The 19896-nt window shown below is 68.0% G+C and carries 12 protein-coding genes; 9 read left to right on the plus strand and 3 right to left on the minus strand.

What is annotated here, in order from left to right; genetic code table 11:
- The first annotated feature begins 1 nt into the window (after position 1).
- Both ACG04Q_RS08900 and ACG04Q_RS08905 read left to right on the plus strand, forming a co-directional pair.
- The gene (locus ACG04Q_RS08900) at positions 2–655 is read left to right on the plus strand and encodes a hypothetical protein (protein WP_394510550.1); all 654 of its coding nucleotides are present in this window, start codon (positions 2–4) and stop codon (positions 653–655) included.
- 189 nt (positions 656–844) lie between these two features.
- On the plus strand, positions 845–1285 hold the full coding sequence (locus ACG04Q_RS08905; RefSeq protein ID WP_394510551.1) for an HIT family protein: 441 nt from the start codon (positions 845–847) through the stop codon (positions 1283–1285).
- Here ACG04Q_RS08905 and ACG04Q_RS08910 read toward each other — a convergent pair.
- The gene (locus tag ACG04Q_RS08910) at positions 1269–1733 is read right to left on the minus strand and encodes a hypothetical protein (RefSeq protein WP_394510552.1); all 465 of its coding nucleotides are present in this window, start codon (positions 1731–1733) and stop codon (positions 1269–1271) included. The two genes, ACG04Q_RS08905 and ACG04Q_RS08910, sit on opposite strands and share 17 nt — an antisense overlap.
- Before the next feature lie 441 nt (positions 1734–2174).
- On the opposite strand from ACG04Q_RS08910, the gene ACG04Q_RS08915 reads away from it, so the two are divergent.
- A complete protein-coding gene (locus tag ACG04Q_RS08915) occupies positions 2175–3998 on the plus strand; it encodes a S8 family peptidase (RefSeq protein ID WP_394510553.1) in 1824 nt (607 codons plus the stop codon).
- A gap of 152 nt (positions 3999–4150) precedes the next feature.
- On the opposite strand, the gene ACG04Q_RS08920 is transcribed toward ACG04Q_RS08915, so the two are convergent.
- Both ACG04Q_RS08920 and ACG04Q_RS08925 read right to left on the minus strand, forming a co-directional pair.
- Positions 4151–4879, minus strand: a complete 729-nt coding sequence (locus tag ACG04Q_RS08920) for a copper homeostasis protein CutC (RefSeq protein WP_394510554.1) — start codon at positions 4877–4879, stop codon at positions 4151–4153.
- Positions 4876–5865, minus strand: a complete 990-nt coding sequence (locus ACG04Q_RS08925; protein WP_394510555.1) for an ROK family protein — start codon at positions 5863–5865, stop codon at positions 4876–4878. The genes ACG04Q_RS08920 and ACG04Q_RS08925 overlap by 4 nt, the downstream gene beginning before the upstream one ends.
- Before the next feature lie 388 nt (positions 5866–6253).
- Between ACG04Q_RS08925 and ACG04Q_RS08930 the strand changes: the two genes are divergently transcribed.
- The 6 genes from ACG04Q_RS08930 (at position 6254) to ACG04Q_RS08955 (ending at position 19875) form a co-directional block, all read left to right on the plus strand.
- Positions 6254–9367 carry a TonB-dependent receptor gene (locus tag ACG04Q_RS08930; RefSeq protein WP_394510556.1) on the plus strand — a complete coding sequence of 1038 codons (3114 nt, stop codon included), beginning with the start codon at positions 6254–6256 and terminating at the stop codon, positions 9365–9367.
- 129 nt (positions 9368–9496) lie between these two features.
- Positions 9497–11014 carry a hypothetical protein gene (locus ACG04Q_RS08935; protein WP_394510557.1) on the plus strand — a complete coding sequence of 506 codons (1518 nt, stop codon included), beginning with the start codon at positions 9497–9499 and terminating at the stop codon, positions 11012–11014.
- Positions 11015–11066: 52 nt separating this feature from the next.
- Positions 11067–12590: a tryptophan halogenase family protein gene (locus tag ACG04Q_RS08940; protein ID WP_394510558.1), complete on the plus strand. Its 1524-nt coding sequence runs from the start codon at positions 11067–11069 to the stop codon at positions 12588–12590.
- Positions 12587–15283, plus strand: coding sequence for a beta-mannosidase (locus ACG04Q_RS08945; protein ID WP_394510559.1), 2697 nt, complete (start codon positions 12587–12589; stop codon positions 15281–15283). The genes ACG04Q_RS08940 and ACG04Q_RS08945 overlap by 4 nt, the downstream gene beginning before the upstream one ends.
- Positions 15280–18651: a GH92 family glycosyl hydrolase gene (locus tag ACG04Q_RS08950; RefSeq protein WP_394510560.1), complete on the plus strand. Its 3372-nt coding sequence runs from the start codon at positions 15280–15282 to the stop codon at positions 18649–18651. The genes ACG04Q_RS08945 and ACG04Q_RS08950 overlap by 4 nt, the downstream gene beginning before the upstream one ends.
- A gap of 234 nt (positions 18652–18885) precedes the next feature.
- Positions 18886–19875 (plus strand): LacI family DNA-binding transcriptional regulator, encoded by a 990-nt coding sequence (locus tag ACG04Q_RS08955; protein ID WP_394510561.1) that lies wholly within the window; start codon positions 18886–18888, stop codon positions 19873–19875.
- The last annotated feature ends 21 nt before the right edge of the window (positions 19876–19896 follow it).

Raw genomic sequence — 19896 nt, forward strand, 5'->3', positions numbered from 1 at the left:
CATGATCAAGCACACCCTCGCCCTGGCATTCATGGCGCTCAGCCTGGGCGCACAGGCGCAAGCCACGCTCGGCACCAACCTCATCATCAACGGCGATGCCGAGAGCGGCGTCGCCGGATGGACGGGCTTCGACGGCTACTCGATGTTCCAGTCGGTCGACTACGGCAGCAACTGGGTGCTCCCCACGCAGCCCGGCCCGGCGAACCGTGGCAGCAAGATGTTCACCGGCCTGGCGGCACAGGCGGCAGGCTTCCAGACCATCGCGCTCGGCGCGCTGGCCGGCCAGTCGCTGCACTACGACCTGAGCGGCTACCTCGGTGGCTGGGCGGCGCAGGGCGACAACGCGCTGCTCTACGTGTCGTTCCTCGACACGTTGGGCAACGAGATCGGTTCCGCCAGCATCGGTCCCGTGACGCCGGCCGACCGCAACAACCAGACCGGCCTGTTCCTGCGCACAGCATCGGGTGTGCTGCCCGTCGGCACGACCTCGCTGCAGTTCTCGCTGTCGATGGAGCGCATGGGCGGGGGTGACAACGACGGCTACGCCGACAGCCTGTCGTTCGTCGTCAGCAGCGTGCCGGAAGGCAGCACGCTGGCCTATGCGCTGGCAGGCCTGAGCCTGCTGGGGGGCCTGGCCGCGCGGCGTCGCGCCTGAACGGGGCCGTGCCGGGGGCGCAGCCTGGGAAGGCAGGGAACGCGACGTCCTGGCACGCGGTGCGCTGATCGCCGCCGGCGACCGGCGGTCGGCGTGCGCTCGCCCGGCGCATACAGTGCCGTTGCGCCGGCCGACCGAAGCGACGACGAGCGATCGCCTGTTGCCGACGCGCCCCTGAAAGGTACTCGAATGAAATGCCCGCTTTGCACGGGCGACGGCGGCCTCGTCGTCGCGCGCACCGACAGTTTTCGCGTCATCCGCGTCGTCGACGGTGATGAAGCCCGCCGCTTCCCGGCGTTCTATCGGCTCGTCTGGACTGACCATGTCGCCGAGTTCAGCGACCTCCCGGATACGGACAGACACGCCTGCATGGACGCTGTCACCGAGATCGAGCGGGTTCTGAGGTCTTTGCTCGCGCCCACCAAGGTCAACCTGGCCGCGTTGGGCAATGTCGTGCCGCATCTGCACTGGCACGTCATTGCCCGCTTCGACTGGGACAGCCACTTCCCCGCACCCGTGTGGGCCGCACCGCAGCGCGACGAGGTGGTGGGCGGTGCGGCCGCGCGCCTCGCGCAGCCGCTGGCGGCGGTGGACGCCGCCATCGCCGCGGCGATCAGCCGCCGCTGCTGATGCGGATGTTGCGGGCCGCCATGCGCGCGTCGGCGCTGGCCTGTGGGTCGACGAAGTCGACGCTGAAGCGGTAGACCTGCGCATCGGCCGTCGCGCGCGACGTGCAGTCCACCTTGTGCATGGCGGCGCGCACCTGGCGCGACACGGCGTTGGACACGCCGCGCGCCTGCACGGCGCTGACCCGGCCGTTCTCCAGCACGAACTGCACCTTCACCTTGCCGTAGCGGCCCTCGTCGGCCCAGGTGCGGGCCAGCGCCGTCTGCAGCTCTTCCTCGATGGTGCTGCAGGCGCTGTGCACGTCGTGACGCGGCACGGTTTCCAGCACGCGGCCGCCGCGCACTTCGACGCGCTCAATGCCGCTGTTCTGTGCCAGCGCAGGGCCGGCGGCCAGCGTCAGCAGTGCGGCGCCGGCGAGCAGGCGACGGGCGAGAGAGGTGGGTGTGGACATGGTGGGCTCCTGGGCTTGACGGTGGGGCTGGAGACGCGGAATTGCGTCGACCTGTGCTCAGGCTAGGTGTCTGTCCGAGCGGGCCCAAGGCGCAAGTGATGAGATGCCGCCACCGTGCGATGGCCTGCCGAAAACCGAGGCCGAACTGAACTCGCGCCACGACGCCGTCGCGAGGCCTCTGCATCCCATTCGTCATGGGCATCCATCGGTGTTTGCCCGCTAGGGTGACTTCTGTCACTGCGGTGGGTGACAACCCAGGTTTCGCGCCAGGCAGACACTGCGCGCCGCTTCGGAAAGCACCAGGCTGGCAGAGGGGCAAGAAGTCTTGGGAGAGATCCCGCCGGCAAGCCATCGACAACAAGGGTGGTGTTCCCAATGTGGAGATCCCACGGGCCGAGCCGGCACGCCGTACGCCACGGCGACTTTTGCGGAATCACCAAGATGAGCTTTGTCCTTGCAAACCGGAAATCCCTGATCGCGCTGGCCTGCGGCCTGCTCGCGACCGGCGTCGGCCAGGCCGGCGTGTCCAACACCCAGGTCGACGTCGGCCTGGCCAGCATCGTGCAGCGCGCCGCGCCCGCCACCGACCGCCTGATCGTTGGCTACCGTGACGCCGCCGAGGCGGACGCGGCCGACGGCCGCGTCATGCGCGCCCGCAGCGTGGATGCCACCGCCATGTCCCACCGCCTGGGCTCGGTCAACTCCACGCTGGGCCTGCGCGGCGCTCAGGCCAAGCTGCTGCGCCAGACCGGTACGGGCGCCCACGTGTTCAAGCTGAACAAGGCGCTGTCGCACGGCGAACTGGAGCGCGTGGCGGCCGAACTGAAGGCGTCCGACCCCAACATCGCCTACGCGGAACCCGACCGCAAGATGTACCCGCTGATGACGCCCAACGATTCGAGCTACAGCTCGCAGTGGGACTTGTACGAGGCGACCGGCGGCATCCGCGCCCCGGCGGCCTGGGACCTTGCGACCGGCACGGGCGTCACGGTGGCCGTCATCGACACCGGCATCCGCCCGCACGCCGACCTGTCGGGCCAGATCGTGGCCGGCTACGACATGATCAACGACACGGCGGTGTCCAACGACGGCAACGCCCGCGACAGCGACCCCAGCGACCCGGGTGACTGGACGGCGGCCGGTGAATGCGGCACCGGCGAACCTGCGAGCAACTCCAGCTGGCACGGCACGCACGTGGCCGGCACCATCGCGGCCAAGACGAACAACTCGTCCGGCATCGCCGGCATCGCCTTCAACGCCAAGATCCAGCCCGTGCGCGTGCTGGGCAAGTGCGGCGGCTACACGTCCGACATCGCCGACGGCATGATCTGGGCGTCCGGCGGCACCGTCAGCGGCCTGCCCGCCAACGCGACGCCGTCGCGCGTCATCAACATGTCGCTGGGCGGCGGCGGCGCCTGCGACACGACGTCGCAGAACGCCATCAACAGCGCCCGCTCGCGCGGCACGGTGGTGGTGGTGGCCGCCGGCAACGAGAACCAGAACGCCAGCAACTCCAACCCGGCCAACTGCTCGGGCGTCATCACCGTCGCCGCGACGGACCGCAACGGCGCGCGCGCCTATTACTCCAACTACGGCTCCATCGTCACGCTGGCCGCGCCGGGCGGTGACGTGCGCTCGTCCAGCAGCAACGGCATCCTGAGCACGCTGAACGCCGGCACCAAGGCGCCGGGCGCCGACAGCTACGCGTACTACCAGGGCACGTCCATGGCCACGCCCCACGTGGCCGGCGTCGTCGCGCTGATGCTGAGCGCCAAGCCCACCGCCACGCCGGACCAGGTCAAGGCTGCCCTGCAGAGCAGCGCACGCGCCTTCCCCGGCACCTGCTCGCAGTGCGGTTCGGGCATCCTGGACGCGGCCGCGGCCGTCGCAGCCATCACCGGCACGGGCGGGCTGCCGACCGTCAACGAGACCGAGTCCAATGGCACGATCGCCTCGGCCAACGCCGTCTCGGCACCGGCCAACGTGTCGGGCACCATCGGCTCCACCAGCGACACCGACTACTTCAAGGTGACGCTGCCGGCCGGCAAGACGCTGAGCGCCACGCTGACCATGGCCAGCAGCAGCAACGACTTCGACCTCTACGTGAAGAACAGCGCCGGCACGACGCTGGCCAAGAGCGAGAAGGCGGCGGGCCAGGTGGACAGCACCACGTACGCCAATGGCGGCTCGGGCTCGGTGACGCTGTACGTGCAGGTGCTGCGCTACAGCGGCACCGGCGCGTACACGCTGAAGCTGCAGTGGTGAGCGGCTGCATTGCGTTGAATGCCATGCAGCGCCCGCCTGCAGTGACGTCAACGGGTTGAACGGCCGGCTTCGCCGGCCCGGGCCTGAGTTCGGTTCTCCGCCGGGCTCAGGCCTTTGTGCTTGTGGCTCGGATGAATTGCCGCCGCTTCTCGTCAGGCGGCCTGCCCCAATCGAGCCAGGCGCCCCTTGAGTTCGCGAACGCGGGTCCAGGAGGTGGCCGCGCAGCGATCGCTCTGGAAGCCAAGCGCTGACAGGGCGGGATCCGCGTTGGCCGGCGCGCGGCACGATGCATGCACCTCGGGGACGAGGGTCAGGCGCACCAACGCGTCGACGTTGTCCGCGTCGATCCCGCTGCTGGCAAGAATTCCGATTCGCCCCTGGCTCTGCGCGACCAGGGACGCGAGCCTGGCCGCCCCCTCGATTGCCGTGCGGGCGCCGCCGGACGTGAGGACGCGCTGGAACCCCAGCGCGATTGCGTCCTCCAGCGCGGCTGCCGGGTCGCGTGTCAGGTCGAACGCGCGGTGCAGCGTCAGGGCCATGCCCGCGGCACGGTCCGCCAGCCGCTGCAGGAGCGGGAGATCCAGTCGGCTGTCCGGGGTCAATGCGCCCACGGCCACGCCCGCGAGACCGAGTTCCGCGGCGAGTTCGATGTCGCGGGCCATGATCCGGGCCTCCGTGGCCGAGTACATGAAGTCTCCCGCCCTCGGGCGAATGAGCGCGACGACGGGGATGGGGAGTCGGGATGCCTCGGCCATGAAGCCCGCCGAGGGCGTCAGGCCGCCCGACGCCAGGTTGCTGCAGAGCTCGATCCGGTCTGCGCCCCCCTGGATGGCGGCTTCGAGCCCGGCAACGTCGTCGACGCAGACCTCCAGACGTGTCATGACAAGGCTCCCGCATAGGCATAGCCCGCGCCGATGAGGCCTGCCTGCTCGCCCAGCAGGCCCGGAACGACGAGCGGTTCGGGGCCATCGCGCAGCACCTTGCCGCGCACGGCCTGGTCGAGGGCGGCGACGAGTTCATGGCAGTTGCCCAGCCCGCCGCTGACAGGCACCACGCTCGCTCCCGTGATGTTGACGAGCAGGGCGAGCGGGTCGGAGACGAGTTCGACATGAGCCCGCACCGTTGCAGTGGCGCGCGGCTCGCCAGCCCGCCATGCCGTCAGGATCTCGCGGCTGTCTTGCTGGGTCTGATGAAGGAATGCGTGCAGCCGCTCCAGCCCGCGCGCACCGCCGATGGTGTCGGCGCAGCCGCGTTGGCCGCAGCCGCAGGCGAAGCGGGGGATGCGAACGAGGCGGCCGTTGCCATCCTGCACCATCGCCTCGTTGATGATGGGGCCGTGCCCCCATTCGCCCGTGAGGCCGGCGGCGCCACGCACCAACTGGCCATTGACGACCAGTCCGCCGCCGACGCCCGTGCCCAGGACGGCGCCGAAGACGATCCGATGACCGGCGCCGGCGCCGGCATGGGCTTCGGCCAGCGCGGCGCAATCGGCATCGTTGGTGACCATCACCTTGATGCCCAGCACTGCTTCCAGTGCGGCATCCAGCCGCTGCGAGGCGAGGCAGGGAATGTTGGATGCGGTGACTCGCCCCGTGCGCGGCGACACCACGCCCGCGATGGACAGCGACAAGGCGGCCGGCGCCGGTGTGACGCCGCGGACCAATGCCGACAGCGTGGCGCAGAACTGCTCCCAGTTGTCGACGGGCGTCCGCGCAGAGCCCAGCAGCTCGTAGGGCTGGTGCGGTAGATGGCGTCCGAGCCGTATCAGCGATCCGCCGATATCCGCGACCAGCACCGCGCGAGGCGGGGCCGATGGCTGGCTGCCCAGCGGCCGGGAGTGGTGAGAAACGGGCTCAGAAATGGTCATCGAGGAGGCGTCGAGAAGGAAGGGTGAGAGGAGGTCAGCCGGTGTGGCGCCGCAGTCTCAGTGGGCTCGCAACGTCATGCAAGCGTCACGGCACCCCTGGGCATCCTGTTTACTAAAGCAACACTAAACTGCACCAGAACAGGGAATATTTGTTGAGCCTGGGATGGGTTCGTTTGTATAAATTTTCCTGTGCGAGATGCGAATTGAGCCCATCGGAAAACGACGATTCGGTTGTTTAGTAAACCTGAGGGTTTCCCCGAGTTACGACGAGTTTCCGAGCGCGAGGTTGCTGGCCTCCTGGTGGGTTCGACTCACTGCCTCTGGCGGGGCGGCGCATCGAGCATTGATTCAAACAAAGCCCGTCAAGGGCCCACATAGGAGAAGACAGATGACACTAGCGATCAGAAATGATCACGCGGGGCGGCGCCCGCATTGGCCCGCGACTCCCGTCGCGGCGGCGGTCGGGGTGGTGCTGCTGGCGCTGGGCGGCGGTGCCCACGCGCAGGTGGCGAGCGAGCCTCAGGTTGCCAAGAAGGGCGACGTCACGCAGCTGGATACGGTGGTCGTCACCGGCTATCGGTCCTCGATCGAGAAGAGCCTGTCCCAGAAGCGCAATGCCGACGCGATCGTGGATGTGGTCACTGCCGAGGATGTGGGCAAGTTTCCCGACAAGAACGTGGCCGATGCGCTGCAGCGCGTGCCCGGCGTGATCATCGATCGCAGTGGCGGCGAGGGTAAGAACGTCAGCGTGCGCGGGCTGTCGTCGGAGCTGACGCTGACGCAGTTGAATGGCAACTACGTGGCGACCGCGGAGTCCAACGGGGACCCCACGCGCTCGTTCAACTACATGCTGATGCCGTCCAACATGCTCTCCGGTGCGGAGCTGTACAAGACACCCGAGGCGCGCATCGACGAAGGTGGCATCGGCGGCACAGTGATCCTGCGCACGCGCCGTCCGCTGGATGTGAAGTCCGGCAGCGGCTTCGTTTCGGTGGAGGGAACCTCTGCCGACACGACGAAGAAGACCGATGGCCAGTTCTCGGGCCAGTACGCGTGGCACGACGAGGGCAAGCGTTTCGGCGTGCTGGTTGGGTTCACGCAGCAGAAGCGAACCACGCGCACCATGGGTGCCAGCACCGAGAACTGGCAGTGGTATGCGGACGACTACGACACCCATCCTTCGGTGGACGTCAACGGGAAGCCGCTGGGCCTGACCTCCCGCTGGTGGGGTGAGTCCGGCTTCTATGACCAGGGGGGCAAGTACTACACCAACTTCATGATGCCGACCTCGGTCAACTTCAACGTGAAGAACGAGGACCGCGAGCGAAAGGGCGGGCAGCTGACCCTGCAGTTCAAGCCCGTCGACAACCTGGTTTTGACGGGCAACTACTTCCGCTTCGACCTGTCGCAGAACTCGCAGACCAACACGCTGAAGGTGCCGGAGTGGAACCTGGCCCGCTACAAGGGCGACGGCAACTGGGCGACCGGCCGCCTGCTGGACGGGCTGACTTTCGATCCCAGCGGCACCATCGTCACGGGCGCGCAGTACAGCGCTCGCGCCGGCAAGACCTACTACTGCAACGAGGCGCAGGCCGCTGCGGCCGGCAAGGCGCCGGGCGGATGGGGGCCGGACGATTGCTCCGTTCCGACGCCGCAGATCACCGGCAGCTTCAATCGCGAGAAGTCGCGCTCGCAGACGTTCGACTTCGAAGCCGACTGGCGCGGTGAGTCGCTGGATGCCATCGTCAAGGCCGGTCGCACCTGGGCCAAGGGAGGCCCCGAGCTCCAGTTCTCCATGCCCATCAAGCCCAGGCTGCAGAACGCTAACGGCACCTACACGCTGGGCAACTCGCTGAGCGCGTGGAGCCTGAGCGGCACGCCGACGATGACGTTCTCGCCCGAGCTGATGGCCAACCTGCAGAAGGACATCGGCGAGATCGACCTCGGGTCCACCTCATCGTCCTGGACCAAGAACGGCACGCAGCAGCAGTACGCCCAGGCCGACTTCACGTGGCATGTGGACGGCAGCTGGCTGGACTCCCTGCAGTTCGGCCTGAAGTGGCGCGATGGCGGTACGCGGCGCAGCACCGGCAACAACTACTGGGTCTGCAAGGGGGCGGATCCGAGCAACTACGACAAGCGGTATCAGGCAGGTTGCGATCCGACGGCCAGCAAGTTCCAGTCGCAGTTCCTGTACGGTGAGTCGCTGGGCAACCTCGCGGGTGGCATCAACGCCAGCGCCTTCCCGGCCATCAACTACCCTGCCTACATCGCGTACCTGGACAAGACCTACGGCCAGATGCAGACGCGCAATGAGAACAACTTCGTCTACCACGTCGACGAGAAGATCACCGCGGCCTACCTGCAGGCCAACGTCAAGACCGACCGGCTGCGCGGCAACGTGGGCCTGCGCCTGGTGAAGACCAAGCAGCATGCCGACTCCACCGACCGCGTCGATACCTACAGCGACTACTTCTTCGATGGCGCCGACGGCAACCCGGCGCCGTGCCTGCCCGGCGGCCTGCCGGCGGCCGGCGCTCCGGCGGGATCGGGCTGCATCAGTGGCTTCACCCGTCTGCCCGACAGCATGGGCCGCGTGTCGTCCTTCGTCATCAGCTCGCTGGATCGCAGCTACACCGATGCGCTGCCAAGCATCAATCTCGCTTACGACCTGACCAAGGATGTGGTGCTGCGAGCCGCAGCCTCCAAGGTGATCTCTCGTCCGAGCTACGGCGACATCGCCTACCCGGGCAGCCTGCAGAACTACAGCCAGGAGTACGTCAACGACCGCCGGCTCATCGGTGGCGGCGATCAGCAGGGCTGGTTCGGTTCGGGCAGCAACAAGAGCCTGGAACCCTACAAGGCCACGCAGTTCGACCTCGGCGTGGAGTGGTACTTCCATCGCGGTTCGGTCCTGGGCGCGAACGCGTTCCGCAAGAACGTCAGCAACTTCTCCGTGCCGGTGGTGCGTGACGTGCCGCTGGTGGTGGGTGGCAACACGGTGACGGTGCAGAACTACTCGACGTCTGCCGGTGGCCGCAACGGGGTCTCGCAGGGGCTGGAGCTGTATGCGCAGCACACGCTGGATTCGGGGTTGGGCCTGCAGTTCAACTACACGTACAACAAGACCAACCAGGCGGCCATCAAGCTCGCCGATGGCAAGGAGATCGGCAAGTCGCCGTTGGTCGGCAGCGCGAAGAACCAGCTCAATGTCACCGTCTTCTACGAGACCGACCTGTACCTGCTGCGCGCGTCCTACAACCGGCGCGGTGAGGTGGTCAACGGCCTGGTCAACGGTGTCAACGTCTACGAGGAGCCCTACAGCCAGGTCGACGTGAACGCCGCCTACAACGTCAGCAAGGAGTTGAGCCTGACCGCGTCGGTGCTGAACCTGACGAAGCAGGAATCGCGCTCGCACCTGGGCAATGACACCAAGCAGCGCTTCTATGCCAACGGCTATGCGGGCCGTATCGCCTACGTCGGGCTGAACTACAAGTTCTGACGTCGGCTGCATCGGGCACGCAGAAGGCCCGGTGCGCAAGGCGGGCTCGATGCTGAATCGAGCCCGCCTTGCCGCTGCCGCCCGACCGCGGCACCAGGGCCCAACAACGACATCCCGGAGACAGACCCCATGAACTTTTCCCCTCAGGACTCAGGTGGCGCAGCGCTGCTGAGAAAAGCGGTGGCCTGCCTGGCCCTTTTCGGATCAGCGTTCACCTGCGCGGCCGATGGCGCGAAGGGCTACATCGGTGTCTACGGCGGCGGCCCGCTGTACCAGCATGCGGATCGCAATGTCAACGAGCTCAAGAACTCGAGCTTCAACGAGATCATCATCTGGAGCGTGCAGGTCTCGGCCAGCGGCGATCTCAACCTCAATGGCGAGTTCCCGTTGACCTCGGGCGGCGTCTACGTGGGCAACAACACCTGGCCGAACTTCGCGGCGGACCTGGTGACCCTGAAGCAGGGCAGCGCCAAGCGCATCACGTTCAGCGTCGGGTCCTCCAATGCCAACCCGTCAGACTTCGACCACATCAAGGCGCTCGTCCTGGCTCAGGGCACGGGCCCCGACAGCGCGCTCTACAGATCCTTCCAGGCCTTGAAGCGGGCGCTGCCATCCGTGGATGCGATCGATTTCGACGACGAGAGCACCTACGACGCGAGCACCATGACACAGTTCGGCGTGATGCTGGGCAACCTGGGCTTTCGCGTCACGATGTCGCCGTACGTGAAAGCGGACTTCTGGACATCGGTGGTCGCGGACATCAACGCCCGGCGACCTGGCACCGTGGATGGCGTGCATCTGCAGGCCTACTCCGGCGGCGCCCGTAACAGCCCCTGCTCGGGCTGGAACTTCGGCAGCGTGCCCGTCTTCCCCGGGCTGTGGAGCGCGAACGCCACCCCGCCGGCGGTGCAGGCAAAGATGCAGGCCTGGAAGAATGAGTGCGGCATCACCGGCGGTTTCATGTGGCTGTTCGACGAGTTCGCCGGCAAGGCCTACAACGGCCAGAGCGCCACCCAGGCGTACGCGCTGGCGATCAGCAACGGCGTGGGCGGCTCCCATCCCGTGGATGCCAAGCGTGTGCAGGCGCAGTCCAGCGACGGTACGGCGATCACCCGCGGCGGCATCGACGGCGTGGGGCACGCCTATTCATCGAACCTGCTGGGTTCGTCGGTCCGCTGGAACGGGAGCACCTTTCCCCTCGGCGCAGCGAACGCGGGTGACGGCTGGTACGACACGACGATCGCGCTGCCCGCGGGCCGGTACGACACCTTGAAGCTGCTGGCGACCGGCGTGCAAGGCAACCAGGCCGGGCAGACCTTCGTCATCAACTACACGGACGGCACGAGCACGACGGTCACGCAAAGCCTCAGCGACTGGTACAGCCCGCAGAGCCACGCTGGCGAAGCGAAGGCGGCCACGATGGCCTACCGCAACAACGCGGACGGCACGAAGGACCGCCGCACGTTCCACCTGTACGGCTACGCGTTCGCGATCAACGGAGCGAAGACGGTGAAGAGCCTGACGCTGCCGAGCAACCGCAACGTCGTCGTGCTGTCCTTCGCGTTGAGCAACGCGGTGGCCGCTCAGAGCGCCGTGCTGCCCGGCGGTGCCAATGCCGGGGTGCTGGCGAGCACTCTCGCGCCCTGAGTCCTTTGCTGGATGTTCTCCTGACGCTTCAACCTGCAGAGAGTGGCCCGACGTGACACAGAGCAATGCCCCAATCAACAGCGTCGTCGTCCTGGGCGGCGGCAGCGCCGGCTGGATGGCGGCCGCAGCGCTGGCGACCTACCTTGGCAGGCAGGCGTCCATCCGCGTCGTCGAGTCGGAGGAGATCGGCATCGTGGGCGTGGGAGAAGCCAGCGTCCCGCATATCCGGCAGTTCAACGGGCAGATGCTGGGCATCGACGAGGCGGAGTTCGTCAGGCGCACCCACGGCACGGTCAAGCTGGGCATCCAGTTCAACGACTGGGGCCGCATCGGCGACAGCTACATCCACGGCTTCGGCACCATCGGCCGCTCGCTCGGGCCGCTGCCTTTTCACCAGTTCTGGCTCAAGCTCTTCCTCGCTGGGCAGGCGCAGCCGATCGGGGCGTACTCGGCGCAGACCGTCATGGCGCCGCTGGGCAGGTTCGCGCCCGGTGACCGGCATGCGCCCGCCGGATCGCCGTTGGCGGACATCGCCTATGCCTATCACTTCGACGCCGGGCTGTACGCGCGCTACCTGCGCGAACTGGCCGAGCGCCGTGGCGTGCGTCGCATCGAAGGCAAGGTGGTCGGCGTGAAGCAGCGGGCCGGCGACGGCTTCGTGGAGTCTCTCGTGCTGGACCATGGCGAGGTGGTGGCCGGCGAGCTTTTCATCGACTGCTCCGGCTTTCGCGGCGTGCTGATCGAGCAGGCGCTGGAGACGGGCTATGTGGATTGGTCGCACTGGCTGCCCTGCGATCGCGCGCTGGCCGTGCCCAGCGCAGGGGTGGATCCCATCACGCCTTACACGCGTTCAACGGCCCGGGCCGCTGGCTGGCAGTGGCGCATTCCCTTGCAGCACCGCGTCGGCAACGGGTACGTGTACTCCAGCCAGTTCACCAGCGACGACGCCGCGGCCCAGACCCTGATGGCCAACCTGGATGGCCAGCCGCTGGCCGCGCCGCGCCAGCTTCGCTTCACCACGGGCATGCGCAGGAAGTTCTGGAACAGGAACGTCGTCGCGCTCGGCCTTGCCGCCGGCTTTCTGGAGCCGCTGGAGTCCACCAGCATCTATCTGGCGCAGTCCGGCATCACCCGGTTGCTGAGCCTGTTTCCCCGGCGGGATTTCAACCCCTTGCTGGCCCAGCGGTTCAACCGCGAATCGGAGTTCGAGTACGAGAGGATTCGGGACTTCCTGGTGCTTCACTACCACGCCACCGAGCGGGACGACACGCCGTTCTGGGACTACTGTCGGACGATGACCGTTCCGGACAGCCTGGCCGAGGCCATGGCGCTGTTCCGCAGCGATGGCCGCTACTTCCGCAATGGCGACGACTTCTTCGCGTTGCCGAGCTGGGTGCAGGTCATGCTGGGGCAGCGCGTCGTGCCGCGCCACTACCACCCCATGGTGGACGACATGCCGCAGCAGCGGCTGGTCGAGCACGTGGAAGGCGTGCGGTCGCTGCTTGCCCAGGCCGTGCCCACGATGCCCACCCACCAGGAGTGGCTGAACCGCTACTGGCGCGCGGAGGCTGCATGAACGAGCATTCCTTGCGGCGGCCCTGGGTGCGCCTGCTGCCCGGCCTGCTGCTCTGCGCAGCGGCGGCCTCGGCGGCGTCGGTTGGCGCGGCCCCCGATGGAGTCGCGGTTCTCGACCAGGGGTGGCACTTCAGGCTGCTTCCCGGCCATGACCAACTGGCCGCCCATCCCGAGGCAGCGCCATGGCGCGCTGCGGCCGTGCCAGGCACCGTGCACACCGACCTGCTCGCGCACGGCCTGATTGCCGACCCGTTCGTGGGCGCACCCGAAGCCGGGCTGCAGTGGATAGGTCTGGCCGACTGGGAGTACAGCACTCGCTTCGATGCACCGCCGCATGCGCTGGACAGTCCGCGCAGCGATCTGGTGTTCGAGGGCCTGGACACCTTTGCCGAGGTCTACCTCAATGGCAACAAGCTGCTGGACGCGGACAACGCCTTCCGCCGCTGGCGCGTGCCCGTGCAGGGCAAACTGCGCGCGCAGGGCAATGAGCTGCGCATCGTGTTCCGTTCGCCCATCAACAGGCTGCTGCCGGGCGTGCAGGCCATGACGCACAAGATCGCCGGCAACTACCCCTCGCCCTTCGGCGACGAGCCCAGGGACGCGATGACCGGCAATTTCGTGCGCAAGCCGGGCTACCACTACGGATGGGACTGGGGGCCTCGCTACGTCACCGCGGGCATCTCCGGGCAGGTCATGCTGCAGAGTTGGCGTGCGGTGCGGGTGGAGCATCTGCAGCTCCGTCAGGACCGGGTGGATGCGGCGCGTGCCGACCTCGTCGCGCTGCTGACGGCCAGTGCCGTGCGCGCGGGGGCATTCGAGCTCCGCCTGTGGCAGATCGCGCCGGACGGGCGGCGCTCGCTGGCCGCGCAGCAGCGCGTGCACTGGCATGCAGGCGACAACCGCGCCGAGCTGCCGCTGCAGATCGCAAACCCTCGGCGCTGGTTCCCGAACGGCTACGGCGAGCAGCCGCTGTACCGCTTCGAGCTGGAGGTCACGGAGGGCAAGGCGGTGGTGGCGCGCCATGCCACCCGCACGGGGCTGCGCAGCGTCGAGCTGCGTCGGGATGCTGACTCGACGGGGCGCAGCTTTCACTTCGTCATCAATGGCATTCCTGTCTTCGCCAAGGGTGCCAACACCATTCCGTTCGACATGTTCCAGCCGCGCGTGACGCGCGCTCAGCTGCGGCGCGTGCTGCAGTCGGCGCGCGATGCGCACATGAACATGGTGCGCAGCTGGGGTGGGGGCTACTACGAGAGCGACGCATTCTTCGAGATTGCCGATGAACTGGGTCTGCTGGTCTGGCAGGACTTCATGTTCGGCGGCGGCATGCAGCCGGCATTCGACGACGCCTTCCGGGCCAGCGTCGTGGCCGAGGCGCGTGACCAGGTTCGCCGCCTGCGCAACCACCCGAGCATCGTGCTTTGGTGTGGCAACAACGAGGAAGAGATCGCCTGGAAGTACTGGGGGCACGGCAAGACGCTGAAGGCCGCCGATGCGGCGTTTGCCGAGCGGGTCTGGCAGGGCTATGTGCAGTTGTTCGATCGCGACCTGCGGCAGGTGGTGGCCGAGGAGGGCGGTGGCATCGCCTACTGGCCGAGTTCGCCGGGCGATGACATGGCCGAGGACGCCAACGTCGTCGCCAGCGGCGACATGCACTACTGGGACGTCTGGGGCGGTCCGGCGCACCCGGTGACGCAGTATCTGGCGGTCACGCCAAGGTTCATGTCCGAGTACGGCCTGCAGGCCTGGCCGGTGCAGCGCACGCTCGACGCCTTCGCGCCGCGGCATGAACAGGGCATCCACGCGCCCGTCATCCGCGCGCACCAGAAGTTCCTGGCCGGCGAGGGCAATGAGCGGCTGCTGCACTACATCCGCATGGAGTTCGGCGATCCGGCCAGCTTCGATGATTTCGTCTACCTCAGCCAGGTCATGCAGGCCGAGGGCATCGGGCTGGCGGCAAGCCACCACCGTGCCAGCCGTCCTTACACGATGGGGTCGTTGTACTGGCAGCTCAACGACGTGTGGCCGGGAGCGTCCTGGTCGAGCATTGACTGGTTCGGGCGCTGGAAGGCCTTGCACTTCCATGCGCGGCGCTTTTTCGCACCCGTCGCGCTCACGGCGCTGCGCAGCGCGGCCGGGCACACCTCGGTCAGCCTGCTCAACGACCGCACACAAACGGTCCGCGGTGAATGGCGTCTGCGGTTGATGGCGCTCGATGGCAGGGTCTTGCGTGACGAGCGCCGGCGGGTCGACCTCGCTCCCTTGTCCGCGGCCACCGTGGCGACCTATGTCGACGCCGACCTGCTGGGTGATCGCGACCCTGCGGCCACGGTGGCCGTGTTCGATCTGCACGTCGAGGGCGAGCCGGCATCGCGCAGCGTCGTGTACTTCGTGCCGGCTCGCCAGGTCGCCTGGCAGGCACGCGGCCTGAGCGCATCGCTGCGTGCTGACGACGGCGGGCATGCGCTGGAGATCGCCGCGACGACGCTGGCGCGTGCCGTCTGGATCGACTTCGGTGATCTCGATGCTGAACTCTCCGACAACGCGCTGACGCTGCTGCCGGGAGAGCGCGCCACCCTTCGTGTGAACTCCACGGCAAGCACCGCCGCGCTGCGTGCGGCACTGCGCATCCGATCCCTGGCCGACGCCTTGAGCGCCGGCGCACCTGCCAAGAAAGACGCTCCTGCACCATGACCCTGCGCGCGCACCTCCATCATTCCCTGAAGGCTTTGCGCATCGGCGCCGCGGCGACGCTGCTGGGTTGCGGCGTCGCCGCTGCGGGTGAGGCCCGCTTCGGCACGTCCTTCGAGTCGGGTGATCCGATGCCCCGCGAGCTTTCCGCGGACGGCGTGCGGGTGGCGCCGGGCAGCGGTCCCGAGCATCCCTACGCGGCCGCGCCGCGCATGGGGTACAGCGGCCTGAGGTCGCTTCGCTACCAGGGCGACGGTGCCGGCGGGCGACTGCGCCTGTTTCCCGTCGACGTGGTCGTGGGGGACGACACCACGCTGTCCTGGCTGGTGTTGCCCGAGATCGTCGACGGGGACGTCCGCGCGTCCACCGGGGTGTCGCTGGACCTGCTGTTCGACGACGACTGCCGCCTGTCCGAGCTGAAGCTGACGGACCACCACGGCGCCGGACTGGGCGCCGTCGCGCAGGCCGAGTCCAAGACGCTGTATCCGCAGCAATGGGCGCGCAAGCTGGTGCGGCTGGGCGCGCTGAAGGGGCGCCGCATCGTCGCGGTCGAGCTGGAGGTGCGCCCCGTGGGCGGCAAATCCTCAGCCGGCTGGCTGGACGATGTGGCGATCGACGAGCTGCCGCGTGCCGCGCAGGCGCGACCGTCCGATCGCGTCGTGACGACGCGTGGCACCCAGTCCAACGGCAGCTTCTCCCGGGGCAACAACATCCCTGCCGCGGCGATGCCCCACGGCTTCAACTTCTGGGTGCCCGTCACCGACGCCGGCACGCTGGGCTGGCTCTACAGCTGGAGCGAGCGAAACGGCGCGGACAACCGCCCGCGCCTGCAGGCGCTGTCGCTCAGCCATCAGCCCAGCCCCTGGATGGGCGACCGCCAGACCTTCCAGGTGATGCCGTCGATGTCGCCGGGCCTGCCCGACGCCGACCGGGAGCGGCGTGCGCTGTCGTTCTCGCATGACCGCGAGCTCGCCCGCCCCTACACCTACCGGGTGGATTTCGACAACGGCATCCGTGCGGAGGTCGCGCCCACCGAGCGCGCCGCGATCTTCCGGTTCCGCTTCCCGCGTGGCGCCGACGCCAATCTGCTGTTCGACAACGTCGACGCTCGCGGCGGCCTGACGCTGGACGCTGCCACGCAGACCCTGCAGGGCTACACCGACACGCGCAGCGGCCTGTCCAACGGCGCGACGCGCATGTTCGTGTTCGCGCGCTTCGATCGCCGCTGGCGCGACAGCGGCCGGATCGAGACCGGCCGGACCACGGGCTATGTGAAGTTCGACGCGGCCGACGACGGGCAAGTGCAGATGCGCATCGCCACATCGCTGATTTCGGTCGAGCAGGCCCGGCGCAACCTCGACCTGGAGATTGGTGCGGCTGGCTTCGAGACCGTGCGCGACCGTGCGCAGACGGCGTGGGATGAGCGGCTGGGCCGTGTGTCGGTCCAGGGCGCCAGCGATGACCAACTGACGACGATCTACTCCAACCTGTATCGGCTGTACCTCTATCCCAACGTCGCGCACGAGAACGTCGGCAGCGCCGCGCGGCCGGACTGGCGCCATGCCGACCAGAGCAGCTGGGCCGACGCTGCCCCGGGCGGCGATGCGTGGCGCACCTCGGCCGCCGTGCGCGCCGGCAAGCTCTATGTCAACAACGGCTTCTGGGACACCTTCCGCACCAGCTGGCCCGCGTACGCGCTGTTCGCGCCCCGGCGTGCGGGCGAGATGGTCGATGGCTTCCTGCAGCACTACCGCAACGGCGGATGGCTGCCGCGCTGGTCGTCGCCGGGATATGCGGACCTGATGGTGGGCACCAGCTCCGACGTGGCCTTCGCCGACGCGTGGAGCAAGGGCGTGCGCGGCTTCGACGCGCAGCTGATTTACCAGGCGGGGCTGCGCAACGCGACGGTCGTGCCGCCCGTGGCCAACGTGGGGCGCAAGGGGCTCGCGCAGTCGATGTACCGCGGCTACGTGGATGCGGCCGTCCACGAGGGCGTGTCGTGGACGCTGGAGGGCGCGCTCAACGACTATGGCCTGGCGCAGCTCGCCAGCTCGCTGGCCCGCGGCGAGCGGGATGCCGCACGCGCGCGGCGCTACCGCGAGGAGGCCGAGTACTTCCGTGCGCGCGCCGCGAACTACGGCCATCTGTTCGACCCCGCCACCGGCTTCTTCCGCGGGCGCGACGCGGCAGGTCAATGGGGGCAGCCCGCCGGCATGTTCGAGCCGCGGGTTTGGGGCGGCGACTACACCGAAGCCAACGCCTGGAACTTCGCCTTCACCGCGCCTCATGACGGTGAAGGCTTGGCCACGCTGCTGGGCGGGCGTGACGTGCTGTCGCGCCGGCTGGACGAGTTCTTCGCCCGTCCGGAGACCGCCGAGCTTCGCTTTGCCGGCAGCTATGGCCAGGTCATCCACGAGATGACCGAGGCGCGCGACGTGCGGCTGGGCATGTACGCACACAGCAACCAGTCCTCGCACCACATTCCGTGGATGTATGTTGCCGCCGGCCAGCCGTGGAAGACCCAGCGCATCACCCGCGAGGTGCTCGCCCGCCTGTACCTGGGCAGCGACATCGGCCAGGGCTACCCCGGCGACGAGGACAACGGGGAAATGTCGGCCTGGTACCTCTTCGGCATGCTGGGCTTGTATCCGCTTCGCATGGGCTCGCCGGAATACGTCATCGGCTCGCCGGCCTTCGACCGCGTCGACGTGCGGCTGGACAACGGCCGCGTGCTCAGCGTCATCGCGCATGGCAACGGCGCCGACAAGGTCTATGTGCAGTCGCTGAAGGTCAACGGCCGACCCTGGACGCGGCCGTGGATTGCGCATGACGTTGTGGCCGCCGGCGGCACGCTGGAGTTCGAGATGGGCGCCACGCCCTCCGCCTGGGGCACGGGTGCCGAGGCGCTGCTCGGCGCGCTCACGCCACGCGGCGCACGGCCGTCGGGGCTGGTGGATCAGTCCGGTCGTGCCGCGTCGGTGACGCTGGATGGCGGCAGTGCGGCCGCGCTCGTCGACAACGACGCGATGAGCGGGATGACGCTGCCCGCGCGATCGGCCATCGGCTTCGGCTTCGCCGAGCGAACCACGGCCAGCCACTACACGCTGACAAGCGGCGAGCGGCTGAGCGGCAAGCTGGCCTGGACGCTGGAGGGGCGCAATGAGACGGGCGGCTGGACGGTGCTGGACACCCGCCGCGGCGAGCGCTTCGACTGGGCCCGGCAGCTGCGGCCCCTGCGCATCGCCCGGCCGGGCGCCTATCGCGAGTACCGGCTGCGCTTCGAGGCTGCGCAGGCGTTCGAACTGGCCGAGGTGGAGCTGCTCAAGCCCGAGCCTATCGGGGCTGCCATGCCGGCGAAGCAGGGTGGCTAAGACTGTTTACTAAATCGCGCTAAATACGTGCAATCCGGCGCCGGTTTCGTTGACGATGAAAAACGCTGGCGATATAAAAGTTGCCTAGATAAAACAAGAGGTTGAGTCCTCTGCGCGGCGCCCCGAGACATGCTCGGAAGTGCGTTTAATAAACCAACACCGGAGACCCCTGATGCCCTCGAATCTGCTGCATGGCTCATCGTGCGACTCCGCCGGCGGCGCGAGGGTGCAGGCGTGAGCCAGGTCACCATCCGCCACATCGCCGACGCGACGGGGCTGTCCGTGGGGACGGTGTCGCGCGCACTGAAGAATCAGGCCGGCATGACCGAGGTCACGCGCAACAAGGTGCGCGACGCCGCGCTGCGCATGGGCTACGACTTCTCGCAGCTGAAGAAGGGGCGCATCCGCCGCATTGCCTTCCTCCTGCACAGCCAGCACAACACGCTGGCCTCCAGCCCGTTCTTCTCGCCGGTGCTGCATGGCGCGGAAGAGGCCTGCACCCGCGAGGGCATTGCGCTGTCCTTCATCGTCGTGGGCCCGGCGGAGCCGGTGCTGGAGCAGATCCGCGTGCATCAGCCCGACGCCATCCTTTGCGCCGGCTTCTTTGAGCCGGAAGTGCTGAATGCCTTGAAGGCCACGGGCAAGCCGATGGTGCTGGTGGACATGCAGCGGCGCGGCTTCACGTCGGTCAATCCGGACAACGCGCTGGGGGGCTATCTCGCGACGCGGCATCTGCTGCGCAGCGGCCGGCGGCGCATCGCCATGCTGTCGGGGTCGCTGGCCCACTTCAGCATCCAGCAGCGCAACCGGGGCTTCCGGCAGGCGCTCTTCGAAGCCAAGGCGCAGGCCGATCCCGATCTGGAGGTCATCGTGCCCAACATGGGCGATGGCGATGACGGTGTCGTCGAGGCCATGCGCAGCCTGCTGGCGCTGCCCAAGCGGCCCGACGCCGTCTTTTGCTACAACGACAGCACCGCCCTGGTCGCCATGAAGTACTGCCTCGGCGCGGGCCTGAAGGTTCCCTCCGACATCGCCGTCGTCGGATTCGACGACATCAGCACGTCGGCCGCGGCGGTGCCGCCCCTCAGCACCGTGCATGTCGACAAGGAGCAACTGGGCGCGACCGGGATCGAGTTGCTGCTGCATCGCAAGCCCGAAGAGCCCGTCGCCGAGATCGTCCTGCCTGTCGAGATGCTCGTGCGCGAAAGCAGTTGCGACGAATAGCGCGTACCCACCCCTAGACCC

It is taken from the genome of Pelomonas lactea (assembly GCF_043555885.1).
In the GTDB taxonomy this organism is placed as follows: Bacteria; Pseudomonadota; Gammaproteobacteria; order Burkholderiales; family Burkholderiaceae_C; genus Pelomonas; species Pelomonas lactea.

Coding starts and splice junctions, on each gene's coding strand:
- ACG04Q_RS08900 (WP_394510550.1), top strand. CDS start 2: ATGATCAAGCACACCCTCGCCCTGGCATTCATGGCGCTCAGCCTGGGC.
- ACG04Q_RS08905 (WP_394510551.1), top strand. CDS start 845: ATGAAATGCCCGCTTTGCACGGGCGACGGCGGCCTCGTCGTCGCGCGC.
- ACG04Q_RS08910 (WP_394510552.1), bottom strand. CDS start 1,733: ATGTCCACACCCACCTCTCTCGCCCGTCGCCTGCTCGCCGGCGCCGCA.
- ACG04Q_RS08915 (WP_394510553.1), top strand. CDS start 2,175: ATGAGCTTTGTCCTTGCAAACCGGAAATCCCTGATCGCGCTGGCCTGC.
- ACG04Q_RS08920 (WP_394510554.1), bottom strand. CDS start 4,879: ATGACACGTCTGGAGGTCTGCGTCGACGACGTTGCCGGGCTCGAAGCC.
- ACG04Q_RS08925 (WP_394510555.1), bottom strand. CDS start 5,865: ATGACCATTTCTGAGCCCGTTTCTCACCACTCCCGGCCGCTGGGCAGC.
- ACG04Q_RS08930 (WP_394510556.1), top strand. CDS start 6,254: ATGACACTAGCGATCAGAAATGATCACGCGGGGCGGCGCCCGCATTGG.
- ACG04Q_RS08935 (WP_394510557.1), top strand. CDS start 9,497: ATGAACTTTTCCCCTCAGGACTCAGGTGGCGCAGCGCTGCTGAGAAAA.
- ACG04Q_RS08945 (WP_394510559.1), top strand. CDS start 12,587: ATGAACGAGCATTCCTTGCGGCGGCCCTGGGTGCGCCTGCTGCCCGGC.
- ACG04Q_RS08950 (WP_394510560.1), top strand. CDS start 15,280: ATGACCCTGCGCGCGCACCTCCATCATTCCCTGAAGGCTTTGCGCATC.